The sequence below is a fragment of the Stenotrophomonas sp. YJH_SMC_110 genome, assembly GCF_059369255.1.
In genome coordinates this window covers 728,585-743,731 of sequence record NZ_JCAFSM010000001.1, presented here as the reverse complement: position 1 = coordinate 743,731, position 15,147 = coordinate 728,585, and the positions used below count along the sequence as shown (strand labels likewise).

The following is a 15,147-nucleotide window of genomic DNA, read 5'->3' as shown; positions in this document are numbered from 1 at the left end:
CGAGCTTGCTCGACCGCCTTTGATCTTCGCGAACAGCAGTCGAGCAAGCTCGACCTCTACCAGGGCAGTGGCAACGGCAGTCGAGCAAGCTCGGCCTCTACCAGGGCAGGAGCGACAGCAGTAGAGCACGCTCGCCGCTACTGACAGAATCTGTCAGCAGGGCCGTACCAACATGATCGCTCCCAACAACGGAGCTTCCCCATGTTCACGCCCAGCACCCTGCTGCAGTACGTGCGCGACGTCGCCACCAGCGCCACCTTCTACAGCGGCATCCTCGGCAAACCGCCGGTCGAGCAGTCGCCTGGCTTCGCCCTGTTCCTGCTCGGCGATGGCGCCGCACTCGGCCTGTGGCAACGCGATGACGTGCAACCGCCGGTGTCTGCGCAGGCAGGCGCCGCCGAACTGGCGATGGTGGTCGCAAACCCCGAGGCCGTGCAGCAGATGCACGATGCGTGGCGTGGGCTCGGCGTGCAGATCCTGCAGTCGCCGGTGACGCTGGAGTTCGGCCACACCTTCGTCGGTGCCGACCCTGATGGCCACCGGCTGCGTGTGTACAGCCGCGCCGAAGGCATGGTCGCGCGCGATTGATCGCCCGCATTGTGTAGATCCACGCCATGCGTGGATGCCGGAAAAAAAACGCCGGGCAATGCCCGGCGTTCTCTCCAAGTCATGTGCCAACCAACGGTTGGCACCCACCGGTCAGGTGGCCGATCAGCTGGCCAGTGCCAGGTCGTCCATCATCGCGCGCAGGAAGCGGGCGGCTTCACCACCCGTGGCTGCGCGGTGGTCGAAGGTGACCGACAGCGGGATCACCTTGTGCGCTTCCACGCCGCCCATCACCGGGGTCATCTGGTGGCGGGCTCGGCCGGCACCGACGATGGCCACGCACGGCGGCACCACGACCGGGGTCGCGTAGCGGCCGGCGAACATGCCGAAGTTGGACAGCGAGATGGTGTAGCCACTCAGTTCCGACGCCGCGATCGAACGCGATTCCACCTGCTCGCGCAGGCGGTTGACGCCTTCGCGGATGCCGCGTGCGTCGAGCATGTCGGCGTTGCGCAGGGCCGGCACGAACAGGCCGTCGTCGGTGTCCACGGCGATGCCGATGTCCACCTGCGCGTGCAGGGTACGGGTCAGCGCTTCACCGTCGAACCAGGCGTTCATCGCCGGCACCTTCTGCGCGGCGACCACGATCGAACGCACCAGGCGCGCGGTGACGTCGTTGCCCGGCAGCCAGGCGTGGATGTCGGCGTCGTCGTTCAGCGTGGTCGGCACGACCTTGCTGTGCGCATCGGCCATCACGCGTGCCATGTTGCGGCGCACGCCCTTCAGCGGTTCCGGCTGGCCCTTGGCGACCACGCCCGGCGGCTGGGTACGCATCGGCTTGCCGGCGGCGGACAGCGGGGTGCGGGCTTCGCTCTGCACCGGGGCAGACACCTGCGCCGGGGCCGGCGCGGCATAGGCAGCAGCGGCAACCGGTGCCGGAGCAGCGCCGAGCTTGGCGCTGCCGCTGGCGGCAGCCTGCTTGACGTCGGCCATGGTCACCGCGCCATCGGTGCCGGTAGCGGCCACGCGGCTCAGGTCCACGCCCAGCTTGCGCGCCATCGCACGCACGGCCGGCACGGCCTTGACGCCACCGACGGCCAGCGCCTGTTCGGCATGCACGGCATTGGAGCTCTGCATCGCGCCGACCACGGTACCGGCGTCATCGCGCTCGGCCGCGGCGGGCTTGGCCTCCTCGGCGGCAACCGGAGCGGCCGCAGCCGGCAGCGGCGGCGGGGTCGGTGCGGCCGCCGGTGCAGCGTGGCCATGGCTGTGGCCGGTGTCCTGGCCATCGGCTCGCTGCGGCAGGTTCGGGTCCAGTTCGAAGCTGGCCAGCACCGAGCCGGTCGGGATGATGTCGCCGGCGCCGCCGGACAGCTTCAGCACCTTGCCGGAGAACGGCGAGGGCACTTCCACCACGGCCTTGGCGGTCTCCATCGACACCAGCGGCTCGTCCAGCTTGATCACATCGCCTTCCTTGACGAACCACTCGACGATGGTCGCGTCCGGCAGGCCTTCGCCCAGGTCGGGCAGGTTGAAGTTCTTGGTCTGGCTCATTTGCAGTTCTCTTCCAGCAGTTCCAGTTCGCGGGCCGGCAGCCAGCCCGTCGCGCCATTGGCGCGCTCGGACCACCACCACCCGCCGTGTTCGTGATGAAGCTTCACCATCTCGCCGCTTTCCACATCCAGCTCGCGGGCGTCGTAGTCGCACAGTGCTTCGGCGCGACCCTCGTCCAGCAGCTGCAACCAAGCGATGGGCGCCCATCCAGCGCGCCCATCGTTGGTGCGTACCCAGGCAAACGCCGGCCATTCCTCGTCACGGACACCTACTTCGACGATCTGGCCGGTGCGGAACCGGAGCGGGTTGGGATACTGGCTGCGGTAAGCCCCCAGAAGGCGGGCCCGCATGTCAGCCGGCCGCCACCGCGCGCTTGGCCGCAGCCACGATCCGCTCAACGCTCGGCAGGTACTTCATTTCCAGGCGGAACAGCGGAATGTGGGTGTCGTAGCCAGTGACGCGCTCGACCGGTGCCAGCAGGTCGTAGATCGATTCCTCGGCCAGGCGCGCGGCGATCTCGGCGCCGAAGCCCGCGGTCTTCGGGGCCTCCTGCACGATCACGCAGCGGCCGGTCTTGGCCACCGATTCGGCGATGGTGGCGAAGTCCAGCGGACGCAGCGTGGCCACGTCGATGACTTCGGCACTGATGCCTTCGCCGGCCAGCTTGTCCGCCGCTTCCAGCGCTTCCTTCACCTGCGCGCCCCAGGTCACCAGGGTCACGTCGGTGCCGTCGCGCAGCACGAAGCAGACGTCCAGCGGCAAGGCTTCGCCGTCGTTGACGACCACTTCCTTGTACTGGCGGTAGATGCGCTTGGGCTCCATGTAGATCACCGGATCCGGCTCGCGGATCGCGGCCAGCAGCAGGCCATAGGCACGCTGCGGCGACGACGGCAGCACCACGCGCAGGCCCGGCACGTTGGTGAAGATCGCCTCGTTGGCTTCGCTGTGGTGTTCCGGCGCGCGGATGCCACCGCCCCACGGCACGCGCAGCACCATCGGGCAGTGCAGGCGGCCACGCGTGCGGTAACGCAGGCGTGCCGCGTGGCAGACGATATGGTCGACCATCGGGTACATGAAGCCGTCGAACTGGGCTTCGGCCACCGGCTTCATGCCCTGTGCGGCCAGGCCGATGGTCAGGCCGGCGATGGTGGTTTCGTCCAGCGGGGTATCGAGGATGCGGTCCGAGCCGAAGCGCTGCTGCAGCCCGGCGGTGGCGCGGAACACGCCGCCGTTGACGCCCACGTCCTCGCCCAGCACCAGCACCGACGGGTCGTGTTCCAGCTCCCAGGCCAGCGCCTGGGTGATGGCTTCGATGAGGGTGATCGGGGTGGTGGTCATGCTCTCTTCTCCGCGCGCGACCGCAGCGCTGTCGGCGGCGTTGGTGTGCGCGCCGGGCGCGCCGTTCTTGATCTCATCCATGGCGCTTCTCCAGGGCGATCGCCTGGGCACGCTGGGCCAGCAGGTCCGGCGGCGGATCGGCATACAGGAAGTCGAACATCGCCTCGACCGGCTGCACCGGCGTGTTGAGGTACAGGTTCACTTCCTCGTCCACGCGCTTGCCGCACTCGGCGACCCAGGCGCTTTCCTCATCCTCGCTCCACACACCGGCGTTGATCAGGTACTTGCGCAGGCGCAGCATCGGCTCGCGCTGCCAGGCATCCTTCACTTCAGCATCGTCGCGGTAGCGGCGCGCGTCATCGGCGGTGGTGTGGTCGGACAGGCGGTAAGTCATCAGTTCCAGCACGGTGCCACCGTCGCCGGCCAGCGCACGTTCGCGCGCCTGCTCCATGGCAGCCAGCACCGCGATCAGGTCGTTGCCGTCCACCTGCAGGCAGTGCAGGCCGCCAGCCAGGCCCTTCTGCGCCAGCGTTTCGGCACCGGTCTGGGCCGAACGCGGGACCGAGATGGCCCAGCCGTTGTTGACGATGCACAGGATCAGCGGGAGCTTGTAGGCGCCGGCCGAATTCAGTGCCGCGTAGAAGTCGGTCTTGGAGCTGCCGCCGTCGCCGCACACCGCCACGGCGATCTGCGGTTCCTTGTTGAGCTTGAACTTCAGCGCGGCGCCTGCGGCATGCAGGCACTGGGTGGAGATCGGCACGCAGAACGGGAAGTCCTTGGCCGCGTTGCCGCCGTAATCGTTGCCGCGTTCGTCGCCGCCCCAGTACATCAGCACGTCGTGCGGGCGCACGCCACGCATGAACATCGCGCCATACTCGCGGTACGAAGGCGCGAACACGTCGTCCTTCTGCATCGCCGCGCCGATACCCACGTGCGCGGCTTCGTGGCCCAGGCAGGCGGCATAGGTGCCCAGCTTGCCGGTGCGCTGCAGTGCGATGGATTTGCTGTCGAACGTACGTACGAACAGCATCTGCTTGAACAGCGGTACCAGGACCTTGGGATCGCGCAGCGACGCGGGCAGGTCATCGCGGACGAGTTTGCCGTCCGTATCCAGGTACTGCAGGTATTCGATCTTGAATTCAGCGGCAACCGTCATTGCGTACTGCACCTTCGACAGAGAAGTTACAAATGATATGAATCGCCATGTTAAGGAACGCGTACGGAATAGCCTTCCTGCGCCGCAACACGGCAACGCCCTGTTTTACCCCTGCCGGCGGGTGGGGGGCCAATAACAACAACGTATTCAGTCGTTGCTGCAAAGCATCAGAATACGCCTCTGGCTGACTGCTGGCGCAACGACCCGATCGGTTCCACGCGCAGGCCCCGCATCGGCCAATGCTCCACGGGGCACCGCACGCCCCGGTATGGACCCGGCGGCTGCCAGCGCGGCGGCAACGCGCTACCCTTGCCGCCCCCGATCTGGTCCCGCCCATGTCCGTCGACAACAACCAACGCGATCTCGAAGCCGGCATCCACACCGACCTGCAGGGACGCCTGACCTACGGCGGCTACCTGCGGCTGGACCAGCTGCTCAGCGCGCAGCAGCCGCTGTCCAACCCGCCGCACCACGACGAGATGCTCTTCATCATCCAGCACCAGACCTCGGAGCTGTGGCTGAAGCTGCTCGGCCACGAACTGCGTGCGGCGATCGGCTTCCTGCAGCGCGATGAAGTCTGGCAGTGCCGCAAGGTGCTGGCGCGCAGCAAGCAGGTGCTGCGCCAGCTCACCGAGCAGTGGTCGGTGCTGGAAACGCTGACCCCGTCCGAATACATGGGTTTCCGCGACGTGCTGGGCCCGTCTTCGGGCTTCCAGTCGCTGCAGTACCGCTACATCGAGTTCCTGCTGGGCAACAAGAACGCGCAGATGCTGCAGGTGTTCGAGCACGACCCGGCCGGGCAGGCGCAGCTGCGCACCGTGCTGGAGGCGCCGAGCCTGTACGAGGAGTTCCTGAAGTACCTGGCCCGCTTCGGCCATGCCGTGCCGGCGGTCTACGAGGCCCACGACTGGACCCAGCCGCACGTGGCTGACGACGCATTGCAGCCGGTCTTCGAACGCATCTACCAGGACACCGACCGCTACTGGCGCGAGTACGCGCTGTGCGAGGACCTGGTGGACCTGGAGACCGCCTTCCAGCTGTGGCGATTCCGACACATGCGCACGGTGATGCGCGTGATCGGCTTCAAGCGCGGCACCGGCGGCTCGTCCGGCGTGGGCTTCCTGGCCAAGGCGCTGGAGCTGACCTTCTTCCCCGAACTGTTCCAGGTGCGCACCAGCCTGCAGGCGGCACCCCCGGCAGAACTGGGCTGACCCCCATTCAGCTTGGACCCCGGCCATTGGCTGGATCGTTTCAGATGCAAGTTCAGCGAGCAGGCTGGCACCTGCCTCAAACGGCGTGTATTTGACGTGAACGGCAGAAGTCGGTGATCCTCGCGCGTTGCTCCAACTGCACAGCGGACGTGCTCGTCATCCACCGAACCAGGAAATCCGCATGAGCGTAAACGCCACTGCGAACACCCCAGAGCCGGCGCTGCCGGACTTCAAGACCACGCTGGGCCACCCGCGCCCGTTGTGGATGCTGTTCATGACCGAGTTCTGGGAGCGCTTTGCGTTCTACGGCATCCGCTGGGCGTTGGTGCTGTACATCGTCGCCCAGTTCTACAACGGCAGCGCTGCCGGTGAAGGCGACGCCAGCCGCATCTATGGCGCCTACCTGGCCCTGGTATACGCCGCGGCGATCTTCGGTGGCTACGTGGCCGACCGGGTACTGGGCTACCAGCGCTCGATCCTGACCGGCGCGATCATCATGGCCGCCGGCCTGTTCATGATCTCGCTGCCGCAGGAGCACATCTTCAAGCTTGGCCTGGCCACGATCATCGTAGGCAACGGCCTGTTCAAGCCCAACATCTCGACCATGGTCGGCAAGCTGTACGGCCTGAAGGACGAGCGCCGCGACTCCGGCTTCACCATCTTCTACATGGGCATCAACATCGGCGCGATGATCGCCCCGGTGCTGACCGAGTACCTGGCCCGCAAGGTGTTCGGTACCGACGCGATGCCGTCCTACAAGGTCGTGTTCATCGCCTCGGGCGTGGGCATGCTGATCTCGCTGGTGTGGTTCTACATCGGTCGCGCCGGCCTGAAGGGCATCGGTGCACCGCCGGCCGGCGCTGAAGGCTTCGGCCGCATCATCATGGTGCTGGCCGGTGCCGTGGTCGCCATCCCGGTGGCGTACTTCCTGCTGGCTACCGGCGCCACCGCGCTGGCCTGGATCCTGGGTGCGATGTTCACCGCGCTGGCCATCCTGCTGCTGGTCGAGGGCGTCCGCGAAGGCAAGGTGCAGCGCGACCGCGTGATCGCCATGCTGATCATCTTCGCCTTCAACGTGATGTTCTGGATGTTCTTCGAACAGGCCGGCAGCTCGTTCACCTTCCTGGCCGAGAACATCGTCAACCGCCAGTTCGGTGACTGGACCTTCCCGACCGCGTGGTTCCAGTCGGTCAACTCGGTGGCGATCATCACCCTGGCCCCGGTCATTGCCTGGATCTGGGTGGCCATGGGCCGCGCCAATCCGTCCATCCCGCGCAAGTTCGGCCTGGGCCTGCTGTTCAACGGCGCCGCCTTCGCGCTGCTGATGTTCGCCCTGTCGCAGATGGTCGTGGACGGCAAGATCCCGTTCTGGACCCTGTTCATGGTCTACGTCATCCAGTCGGTGGGTGAGCTGTGCCTGTCGCCGATCGGCCTGTCGATGGTGACCAAGCTGGCCCCGGTGCGCCTGGTCGGCTTCGGCATGGGTGGCTGGTTCCTGTCCACCGGCATCGGCAACAACCTGTCGGGCATCTTCGCCGGCGTGGTCAGTGGTGAAGGCGGCATGACGGTCGAGTCGGCCCTGAAGGGGTATACCTTCGGGTTCTGGGCCCTGATCGGCTCCGGCGTGGTGCTGTTCCTGATCGCCCCGCTGATCAACAAGCTGATGCACGGCGTCAAGTAATGATGAGAGGGTAGAAGGCATGCGCAGCAAGCTCGGTGGTGCAATGGTGGTGGTCTGTGCGGCGCTGATCGGCGCCTGTTCGCAACCGCAACCGCCTGCCGCCGCCGAGCCCACGCAGCCCCTGGATACCCGACCCACCGAGCCACCGGTTGCTGACCCCAGCGAACCGGTGGCCTCGGGCAACACCCCGGTGGCGGCGGACATCGCCGCCATCGCCGGGCTCGGCGCGCAGTTCGACCCGGCCCGCAACCCCGCCGACGACCTGGCCACCGCCAAGGTGGAAGCCCAGCGTGGCAAGAAGCGGATCCTGCTGGAGGTCGGCAACGCCGCCTGTGAGCGCTGCCGGGCGCTGGACGACGTGGTGGAAGGCAACGGCGACCTGCGTCGCTTCCGCGATGCCCACTACGTGTGGGTGAAGGTCAACGCCAGCGACGAGCAGCCCAACACCGCCTTCTTCGCCCAGTACCCGGTGATGGCGCGCGACTACCCGTACCTGCTCGTGCTCGATGCAGATGGCGGCCTGCTGGTATCGCAGGCCACCGGCGAGCTGCGCAGGGGCGAGGCGTTCCAGCCTGCGCGGGTGAGTGCCTTCCTCAAGCAGTGGGCGCCTGACAAACCGGAATAGGGTAGTGCCGGCCGCTGGCCGGCATGCTCTGGTGGGTGCCGACCGCTGACCGCCCACCCCGGTGGGTGCCGACCGTTGGTCGGCACTGAGGCGCATCCACGCCTGGCGCGGATCTACTGCGCGCACCGTCACACTCTCTGAATCGGCGTCTCAACTTCACCGTGAGCACGCCGTTACCGGCAAGGACCTCAGTCGACATCCCGTCGATGCAACCTTCCGGAACGCCCATGCACAGCGACCACGCCGAACGATTGCCCGAACCCGCCAGCGACCTGGCCGAGGGTGGGGCAGGCGAGGGCGTGACCCTGCCGCCGCAGGAAGCGCTGCTGGATGACGCCGGTACCGGCGAGGACAGCGTCGACCTGGCGCCGCCACGCCATCGCCTGCCGCAGATCGCGCTGCCGGACAACGTGGTGCTGAAGGGGGCGGTGCAGAAGCTGGTCGAGCAGAAGTCCCGGCTTGATGCGCTGGCCGCCGAAGGCCAGCTGGCCGGGCTGCTGCCGCCCGAATGGCAGGGCCACGGCGCGCGCGCGATCGAGCTGTCCACCTTCATCCAGGGCGTGCTGCCCTTCCTGCAGACCGGCGAGCGTGGCGAGACCGCCCCCGCGCGACTGCCGGTGCGCCATGTGTTGGGTGACGACAGCCGCTGGGGCCTGGACGATGTGGCCGAACCGAAATCACTGGCGTGGTATCTGGCCAGTGACGAGCGCGCCACGGCCGGCAGCAAGGACGTCGCCGAGGCATATCTGGTGGGCGCACTGGGCCTGGCGTGGATGCAGGAAGGTCGCAGCCGCCCCGGCTTCCTGCGCGCGATGGGCCAGGACAGCCTGGCCGCGCGGGTGACCATGCTCGGCTATCCGCCGGCCAACGAACTGGCGCTGTACAGCGTCACTGCGCACGGCCAGCCGCAGATCTGGTGCGTGCACGGGCGCCGCCGCATGCGCCCGCTGGTGGCGCCGTGGTTGAGCGTGCCGCTGCTGACCGCCTACGGCGTGCCGGCGCCGGTTGCGTGGCCGTCCAGCTTCCCGCCGGTGGAAGCGGTGGCCGAGCTGCTGGCGACCGCCCGCCTGGGGCGCGCGCTGCCGGAAGTGGACCTGGCCAAGGCCGTGGCGAAGATCGCCGAGGACGCCGCCTCTGACGCCTGGCAGCCGGTCAGCCTGCTCCAGCTCAACACCTGGTCACCGCGCTGGCACTTCTTCCTGGGCACCTTCGTCGGCCTGCCGTCGCTGCTGCTGGTGGCGGCGGCGCTGGCGCTTCCGGGGGCGGTCGAAGCAGCGACGGTGGCCGCCTCGCTGGGCTTCGCCGGCGGCGCCATCGCAGCACTGGCCGTGCCGTGGATCCACGCACGCCGCAAGCACCTCAGCTGAAAAAAGGGGACGGAGGGGATTAAGCCGCAATCAGCACAGGCGTGCCTGATGCGACTTAATCCCCTCCGTCCCCTTTTCTTCTAGACGCCTTCGCCCATCCGCTCCAGGCCTTCGCCGGCCAGGCGAAGGATCAGCTTTTCCAGCACCTGCTCTTCCTCTTCGCTCAGCACCGACATCAGCTTGCGGGTGATCTCGATCACCATCGGCGCGATGGTCTCGTACACCTCGAAACCGGCAGCCGACAGCGCCAGCACCGAGCGGCGGCGATCGTCGCCGTGGGTCTCGCGCTTGATGAAGCCGCGCTCCAGCAGGCGGGCCACGGCGCGGCTGACCGCCACCTTGTCCATCGCCGTGCGGTCGGAGACCTCGCTGGCCGAGGAGCCCGGGTACAGCGCCAGGATGGTGATCACCCGCCACTCGGGGATCGCCAGACCGTAACGATCGCCGTACAGCTTGGCGATGTTGCCGCTGACCCGGTTGGACAGCACGCTCAGCCGGTACGGCAGGAACTGTTCCAGGTCGAGCAGGACGTGCGAGGCACGCAGGCGGGTCGAAACGGGATCGGCGGGGCTCATGTTGCGGTGCACCTTGCTGGTGGTTTCAAGTGTAACTATAAGGGGTGGGTCCAGACCCTGCATTCTCGCCGGGTCCCTACCTGCCCGCACCTGGTTTGTACCGATGCGGTACCGATTCGGAGCCACGCCATGAATACCGCAGTCCCGACCGCCTCGCATCCCAACCCCGGCATGCAGGTCACCACCTTCGAGAACCCGATGGGCATCGACGGCTTCGAGTTCGTCGAATTCGCCGCCCCGGCCGGCCGTGGCCAGGAGCTGCACGAGTACTTCCGGAAGATGGGCTTCAGCGCGGTGCTCAAGCACAAGCAGCGTCCGATTACCGTCTATCGCCAGGGCGACGTCAACTTCCTGGTCAACGAAGACCCCGATTCGTTCGCCGCCGACTTCGCCGAAAAGCATGGCCCCTGCGCCTGTGGCTTTGCCATCCGCTTCAAGAAGCCGGGCCAGGAGGTCTACCAGACCGCGCTGGGCAACGGCGCCGAAGCCATCGCCTTCAAGCCGGACAGCAAGGCGGTCAGCGCGCCGGTCATCAAGGGCATCGGCGACTGCATGCTGTACCTGGTCGACCGCTATGGCAGCGCCGGCAGCATCTACGACGGCGACTACGAGCCGATCGCAGGGGCCGACCTGCACCCGTTCGGCTTCGGCCTGACCTTCATCGACCACCTGACCCACAACCTGTACTTCGGCAACATGCAGCAGTGGTCGGACTACTACGAGCGCCTGTTCAACTTCCGCGAGATCCGCTACTTCGACATCAAGGGCCTGAAGACCGGCCTGGTGTCCAAGGCGATGACCGCACCGGACGGCATCGTGCGCATCCCGCTGAACGAATCGTCCGACCCGAAGAGCCAGATCAACGAGTACCTGGACGCGTACAAGGGCGAGGGCATCCAGCACATCGCCTGCTTCACCGAGAACATCTACGAGACCGTCGAAGCGATGCGCGCGCAGGGCGTGGATTTCCTCGACACGCCGGAAACCTATTTCGACGTGATCGACCAGCGCGTGCCGAACCACGGTGAAGACGTGGCGCGCCTGGCCAGGAACAAGATCCTGATCGACGCCGATCCGGAAACCCACCAGCGCAAGCTGCTGCAGATCTTCACCCAGAACTGCATTGGCCCGATCTTCTTCGAGATCATCCAGCGCAAGGGCAACGAAGGCTTCGGCGAAGGCAACTTCACCGCGCTGTTTGAAAGCATCGAGCGCGACCAGATCCGCCGCGGCGTGCTGTAAGGTCCGCAGGCAATGTCGGCGTCCCGCCGGCATTGCCTGTCCGAATGGTAGTGCCGGCCGCTGGCCGGCAATCTCTGGAGTTCCCATGTCCCCCGCCATCACCGCCCGCGGCTACCAGTCCGGCTTCGGCAACGAATTCGCCACCGAGGCCGTCGCCGGCGCGCTGCCGGTCGGGCAGAACTCACCGCAGAAGGTGGCCCACGGCCTGTACGCCGAACAGTTGACCGGCACCGCGTTCACCGCGCCGCGCGGCAGCAATCGCCGCAGCTGGCTGTACCGGATCCGCCCGGCGGTGACCCATGGCGAGTTCACTCCGTTCGCGCAGTCGCAGCTGCAGTGTGATTTCGGCGCACAGCCGGCTTCACCGAACCAGCTGCGCTGGCGCCCGCTGCCGTTGCCGGAGCTGCCGACCGACTTTGTCGAAGGCCTGTACACGATGGGTGGCAACGGCTCGCCCGACGCGCATGCCGGCGTGGGCATCCACCTTTATGCTGCCAACCGCGACATGGTCGGCCGCTACTTCTACGACGCCGACGGTGAACTGCTGATCGTGCCTCAGCTGGGCGCACTGCGCCTGCTGACCGAGCTGGGCGTGATCGAGATCGAGCCGCAGCAGATCGCGGTGATCCCGCGCGGCGTGCGCTTCCGTGTCGAACTTCCCGATGGCCCTAGCCGCGGTTACATCTGCGAGAACTACGGCGCGCTGCTGAAACTGCCCGACCTTGGCCCGATCGGTTCCAACGGCCTGGCCAACCCGCGTGACTTCGAGACCCCGCACGCGGCGTTCGAGGATGTCGATGGCGATTTCGAACTGATCGCCAAGTTCGAGGGCCGCCTGTGGCGCGCGCCGATCGACCATTCGCCGCTGGACGTGGTGGCCTGGCACGGCAATTACGCGCCGTACCGCTACGACCTGCGTCGCTTCAACACCATCGGTTCGATCAGCTACGACCATCCGGACCCATCGATCTTCCTGGTGCTGCATTCGCCCAGCGACACACCCGGCACCAGCAACATGGACTTCGCGATCTTCCCGCCGCGCTGGCTGGTGGCGCAGAACACATTCCGCCCGCCGTGGTTCCACCGCAACATCGCCAGCGAGTTCATGGGCCTGGTGCATGGCGCCTACGACGCCAAGGCCGAAGGCTTCGTGCCGGGTGGCGCATCGCTGCACAACTGCATGAGCGGTCACGGCCCGGATGCGCCGACCTTCGACAAGGCCTCCAATGCCGATCTGTCCAAGGCCGATGTGATCAAGGACACGATGGCCTTCATGTTCGAGACCCGCGCGGTGATCCGTCCGACCGCGCAGGCGCTGGCCGCCGGCCATCGCCAGGGCGATTACCAGCAGTGCTGGAACGGCCTGCGCAACAACTACCGCTGACCCGAAAAAGGGGACGGAGGGGATTAAGCCGCAATCAGCACACGTGTGCCTGAAACGACTTACTCCCCTCCGTCCCCTTTTTCTTCAGGCGGCCTCGGTGAACGCGTCGCAATGCTCCAGCGGCAGCGCTTCCAGCAGGCGTTGCCGCACACGCTGGCAATAACCCTCCGAGGTCAGCCCGGGCAGCATCTGCATCGCCGAGTGCAGCACCTGCAGTACTTCACTTTCGGCGCGCGCCTGCTGCAGGTCGCGGAACAGCGCCGCCGCCTGCGGGTGGCGCTGCATTTCCAGGATGCCCAGTACATAGATGCGCGCGGCCACCAGCGAGCGGCGGCGCTCGCTGCCGGTTGCGGGTGCAGCCGGTGCCGCCGCCGGCGTGGTGGGGGCCGGTGCTGCCGCGTCTGCGGGTGGTGGCGGTGCGGCTGTGGCGCCGGTACCGGTGCTCAGGTAGCCGGCCTGCACCAGCTGGATGACCATGGCGGGCGCGTCCTGGCCGAGCAGGCCGGTCAGGTCGGCGATGCTGCGCTGGCCGTCGCACAGGATCAGCAGCCGGCGCTGGCGCATGTCCAGCGGCGCGCGATGGGCCTGCAGCGCGGTTCGGGCGAGTTCGGTCTTGCGCGGTTGCATGGAAGGGACAGCCAAGTCGGTGCACGCCGAGCCTGAACGAAGGCGATGAAACCGCGATGACAATGCAGCGCCTGCACACGGGATGGGCTAGCGTGCAGCCATCTTCGTGCCAGGGAACCGCACCGATGAAGCACCTTCCGCTTGCTGGTCTGTTGCTCCTTTCGCTCACCGCCTGCAGTGCTGGCCCCGACAAGCAGGGGGCGGCCGGCAGTGGCAGCGACACCCCGGCCGAAACCGCCTCGGCGACCGGGCCCGCGCAGTCGGCGGATCCCGACCTGGCCGCCCGCCCGGCCAACGACCTCCGCAAGGACAGTCCAGCGCGCCTGGACGGCTTCGGCGGTGCAACGCTGGGCGCCGGCATCGCCGAGGTCCGCAGCGGCTTCGGCACGCCGCTGCAGGGACTGGGCACCGACGCCAATGGCAAGCCCCTGCCGGCCGACGACAGCAACGACGGCTGCTACTTCCTGCGTCCGCAGGGCGCCGAAGACCCTCGCCTGATGATCGAGGCACGCAAGCTGGTGCGCTATGACGTGCGCAGTGCGGCGATCGTCGCTCCGGGCGGCGGCAAGGTCGGCATGACCCTGGGCGAGCTGCAGGTGCTGTACCCCGAGCGCGCCGACGTCGGCCCTGACAAGTACGACGAGAAGGCGCAGCACCTGCGCGTGCGACCGGCGCAGGAAGGCGGGGCGGTCATCGACTTCGCGCTCGGCGCCGATGGTCGGGTCAGCGCCTGGCGCGTCGGCCAGACCCCGCAGGTCGATTACGCCGAAGGCTGTGGCTGATCCTTGATCCACCGCCCAGCCATGCGCTCGGGCCAAGCGTAGAATCGCGCCACCACTGCTGGGGAGTGCTCGATGATCGCCATTGCCATTGCCTGGTTCCTGCTCGGCCTGCTGTTGCTGGCGCTGGGCGGGGATTCCATCGTCAAGGCCGTGTCCGGCCTGGCCCAGCGCTTCGGGGCCAGCCCGTTCACTGCCGGGCTGCTGCTGCTCGGGGTGACCACCTCGTTGCCGGAACTGGCGGTCAATGCGCGCGCGCTGGCGGTCGGCCAGCCGGAGCTGGCACTGGGCAATGCCGTGGGCAGCAGCATCGTCAACCTGGGCTTCACCCTGGCGGTGGCAGCCATCGCCGCGCCCCTGTTGCTGCGCGCGCGCCTGCAGACGGTGCTGTGGTGGTCGCTGCTGGTGGCCGGCGTGCTGCTGGTCCTGTTCGGGCTGGATGGTCGCCTGGCGCGCTGGGAAGGCGGCGTGCTGGTGGCAGGCTTCATCGTCATGCAGGTGCTGCTGCTGCGCCGCGGCCGCGTTGAGCGTGCCGAGGTGCAGGCGGCCATCGCCGAGTCCGCCCTGAGCCGCACCAGCCTGCCGTTGAACGTGCTGCGGGTGCTGATCGCAGCGCTGACGCTGTACTGGGGCGCGCGCCTGGTCGTGGGCGCCGCCGCTGACTTCGGTGCCGCGCTGGGCTGGACACCGCTGCTGGTCGGCCTGCTGCCGGTGGCGATCGGCACCGCACTGCCGGAGGTGGCAACCGCAATTGCTGCCGCGCGTCGCGGCCACGGCGACATGGTGCTTGGCCACGTGCTGGGCTCCAGCGTGGTCAACCTGCTGCTGGTGATCGGGGCGATGGCGGTATTGCAGCCGTTGGCGTTGCCGGCCTCGTTCGTGCGCCTGGAACTGCCGGCACTGCTGGCGTTCGCCCTGGTGCTGTACCCGATGCTGCGTGGCGATCTGAAGATCAGCCGCAGTGAAGGCGGAATCCTGCTGGTCGCGTTCGCCGGCTGGTTCGTGCTGGAGCTGCTGCTGGTCGGCGCGGCATGAGGTAGTTCCGGCCGCTGGCCGGCAACC

Annotated in this window: 15 protein-coding genes; 9 read left to right on the top strand and 6 right to left on the bottom strand. The window is 67.5% G+C overall.

From position 1 onward, the window contains the following. Positions 1 to 201 precede the first annotated feature (201 nt). Positions 202 to 588 carry a VOC family protein gene (locus tag AC5P6H_RS03335; RefSeq protein WP_014648692.1) on the top strand — a complete coding sequence of 129 codons (387 nt, stop codon included), beginning with the start codon at positions 202 to 204 and terminating at the stop codon, positions 586 to 588. A 123-nt stretch (positions 589 to 711) separates the two neighbouring features. Here AC5P6H_RS03335 and AC5P6H_RS03330 read toward each other — a convergent pair whose 3' ends face one another. The 4 genes from AC5P6H_RS03330 to pdhA are packed head-to-tail and all read right to left on the bottom strand — an operon-like array spanning position 712 to position 4,594. After that, positions 712 to 2,100, bottom strand: coding sequence for a dihydrolipoamide acetyltransferase family protein (locus tag AC5P6H_RS03330; protein WP_495202307.1), 1,389 nt, complete (start codon positions 2,098 to 2,100; stop codon positions 712 to 714). Next, positions 2,097 to 2,450: an SH3 domain-containing protein gene (locus AC5P6H_RS03325; RefSeq protein ID WP_012512332.1), complete on the bottom strand. Its 354-nt coding sequence runs from the start codon at positions 2,448 to 2,450 to the stop codon at positions 2,097 to 2,099. Before AC5P6H_RS03325 ends, AC5P6H_RS03330 begins: the two co-directional genes overlap by 4 nt. Position 2,451: 1 nt before the next feature. Continuing rightward, entirely contained in the window at positions 2,452 to 3,519 is a 1,068-nt protein-coding gene (locus tag AC5P6H_RS03320) for an alpha-ketoacid dehydrogenase subunit beta (protein ID WP_005414714.1), read from the bottom strand. Continuing rightward, positions 3,512 to 4,594, bottom strand: a complete 1,083-nt coding sequence (gene pdhA, locus AC5P6H_RS03315; protein WP_014648690.1) for a pyruvate dehydrogenase (acetyl-transferring) E1 component subunit alpha — start codon at positions 4,592 to 4,594, stop codon at positions 3,512 to 3,514. Before pdhA ends, AC5P6H_RS03320 begins: the two co-directional genes overlap by 8 nt. 335 nt (positions 4,595 to 4,929) lie before the next feature. Here pdhA and AC5P6H_RS03310 point away from each other — a divergent pair, with 335 nt between their 5' ends. The 4 genes from AC5P6H_RS03310 (at position 4,930) to AC5P6H_RS03295 (ending at position 9,478) form a co-directional block, all read left to right on the top strand. Beyond that, positions 4,930 to 5,805, top strand: coding sequence for a tryptophan 2,3-dioxygenase (locus AC5P6H_RS03310; RefSeq protein WP_049415479.1), 876 nt, complete (start codon positions 4,930 to 4,932; stop codon positions 5,803 to 5,805). 181 nt (positions 5,806 to 5,986) lie between these two features. Further along, the gene (locus AC5P6H_RS03305) at positions 5,987 to 7,486 is read left to right on the top strand and encodes a peptide MFS transporter (protein ID WP_014648688.1); all 1,500 of its coding nucleotides are present in this window, start codon (positions 5,987 to 5,989) and stop codon (positions 7,484 to 7,486) included. A gap of 19 nt (positions 7,487 to 7,505) precedes the next feature. Then, positions 7,506 to 8,111: a thioredoxin family protein gene (locus tag AC5P6H_RS03300; RefSeq protein ID WP_014648687.1), complete on the top strand. Its 606-nt coding sequence runs from the start codon at positions 7,506 to 7,508 to the stop codon at positions 8,109 to 8,111. 227 nt (positions 8,112 to 8,338) lie between these two features. Next, positions 8,339 to 9,478: a hypothetical protein gene (locus AC5P6H_RS03295; protein ID WP_014648686.1), complete on the top strand. Its 1,140-nt coding sequence runs from the start codon at positions 8,339 to 8,341 to the stop codon at positions 9,476 to 9,478. Between the two features lie 80 nt (positions 9,479 to 9,558). On the opposite strand, the gene AC5P6H_RS03290 is transcribed toward AC5P6H_RS03295, so the two are convergent. Next, positions 9,559 to 10,053 (bottom strand): MarR family winged helix-turn-helix transcriptional regulator, encoded by a 495-nt coding sequence (locus tag AC5P6H_RS03290; RefSeq protein WP_014648685.1) that lies wholly within the window; start codon positions 10,051 to 10,053, stop codon positions 9,559 to 9,561. A gap of 129 nt (positions 10,054 to 10,182) precedes the next feature. Between AC5P6H_RS03290 and hppD the strand changes: the two genes are divergently transcribed. Together hppD and hmgA are read left to right on the top strand one after the other, a co-directional pair. After that, entirely contained in the window at positions 10,183 to 11,295 is a 1,113-nt protein-coding gene (gene hppD / locus AC5P6H_RS03285) for a 4-hydroxyphenylpyruvate dioxygenase (RefSeq protein WP_014648684.1), read from the top strand. Between the two features lie 85 nt (positions 11,296 to 11,380). Next, a complete protein-coding gene (gene hmgA, locus AC5P6H_RS03280; RefSeq protein ID WP_495202306.1) occupies positions 11,381 to 12,679 on the top strand; it encodes a homogentisate 1,2-dioxygenase in 1,299 nt (432 codons plus the stop codon). 84 nt (positions 12,680 to 12,763) lie between these two features. Here the strand turns inward: hmgA and AC5P6H_RS03275 are convergent, their stop codons facing one another. Then, the gene (locus AC5P6H_RS03275; RefSeq protein WP_046432894.1) at positions 12,764 to 13,306 is read right to left on the bottom strand and encodes a hypothetical protein; all 543 of its coding nucleotides are present in this window, start codon (positions 13,304 to 13,306) and stop codon (positions 12,764 to 12,766) included. 125 nt (positions 13,307 to 13,431) lie between these two features. On the opposite strand from AC5P6H_RS03275, the gene AC5P6H_RS03270 reads away from it, so the two are divergent. Both AC5P6H_RS03270 and AC5P6H_RS03265 read left to right on the top strand, forming a co-directional pair. Then, entirely contained in the window at positions 13,432 to 14,088 is a 657-nt protein-coding gene (locus AC5P6H_RS03270) for a hypothetical protein (protein ID WP_032957138.1), read from the top strand. A 72-nt stretch (positions 14,089 to 14,160) separates the two neighbouring features. Further along, on the top strand, positions 14,161 to 15,120 hold the full coding sequence (locus AC5P6H_RS03265) for a sodium:calcium antiporter (protein ID WP_014648680.1): 960 nt from the start codon (positions 14,161 to 14,163) through the stop codon (positions 15,118 to 15,120). The last annotated feature ends 27 nt before the right edge of the window (positions 15,121 to 15,147 follow it).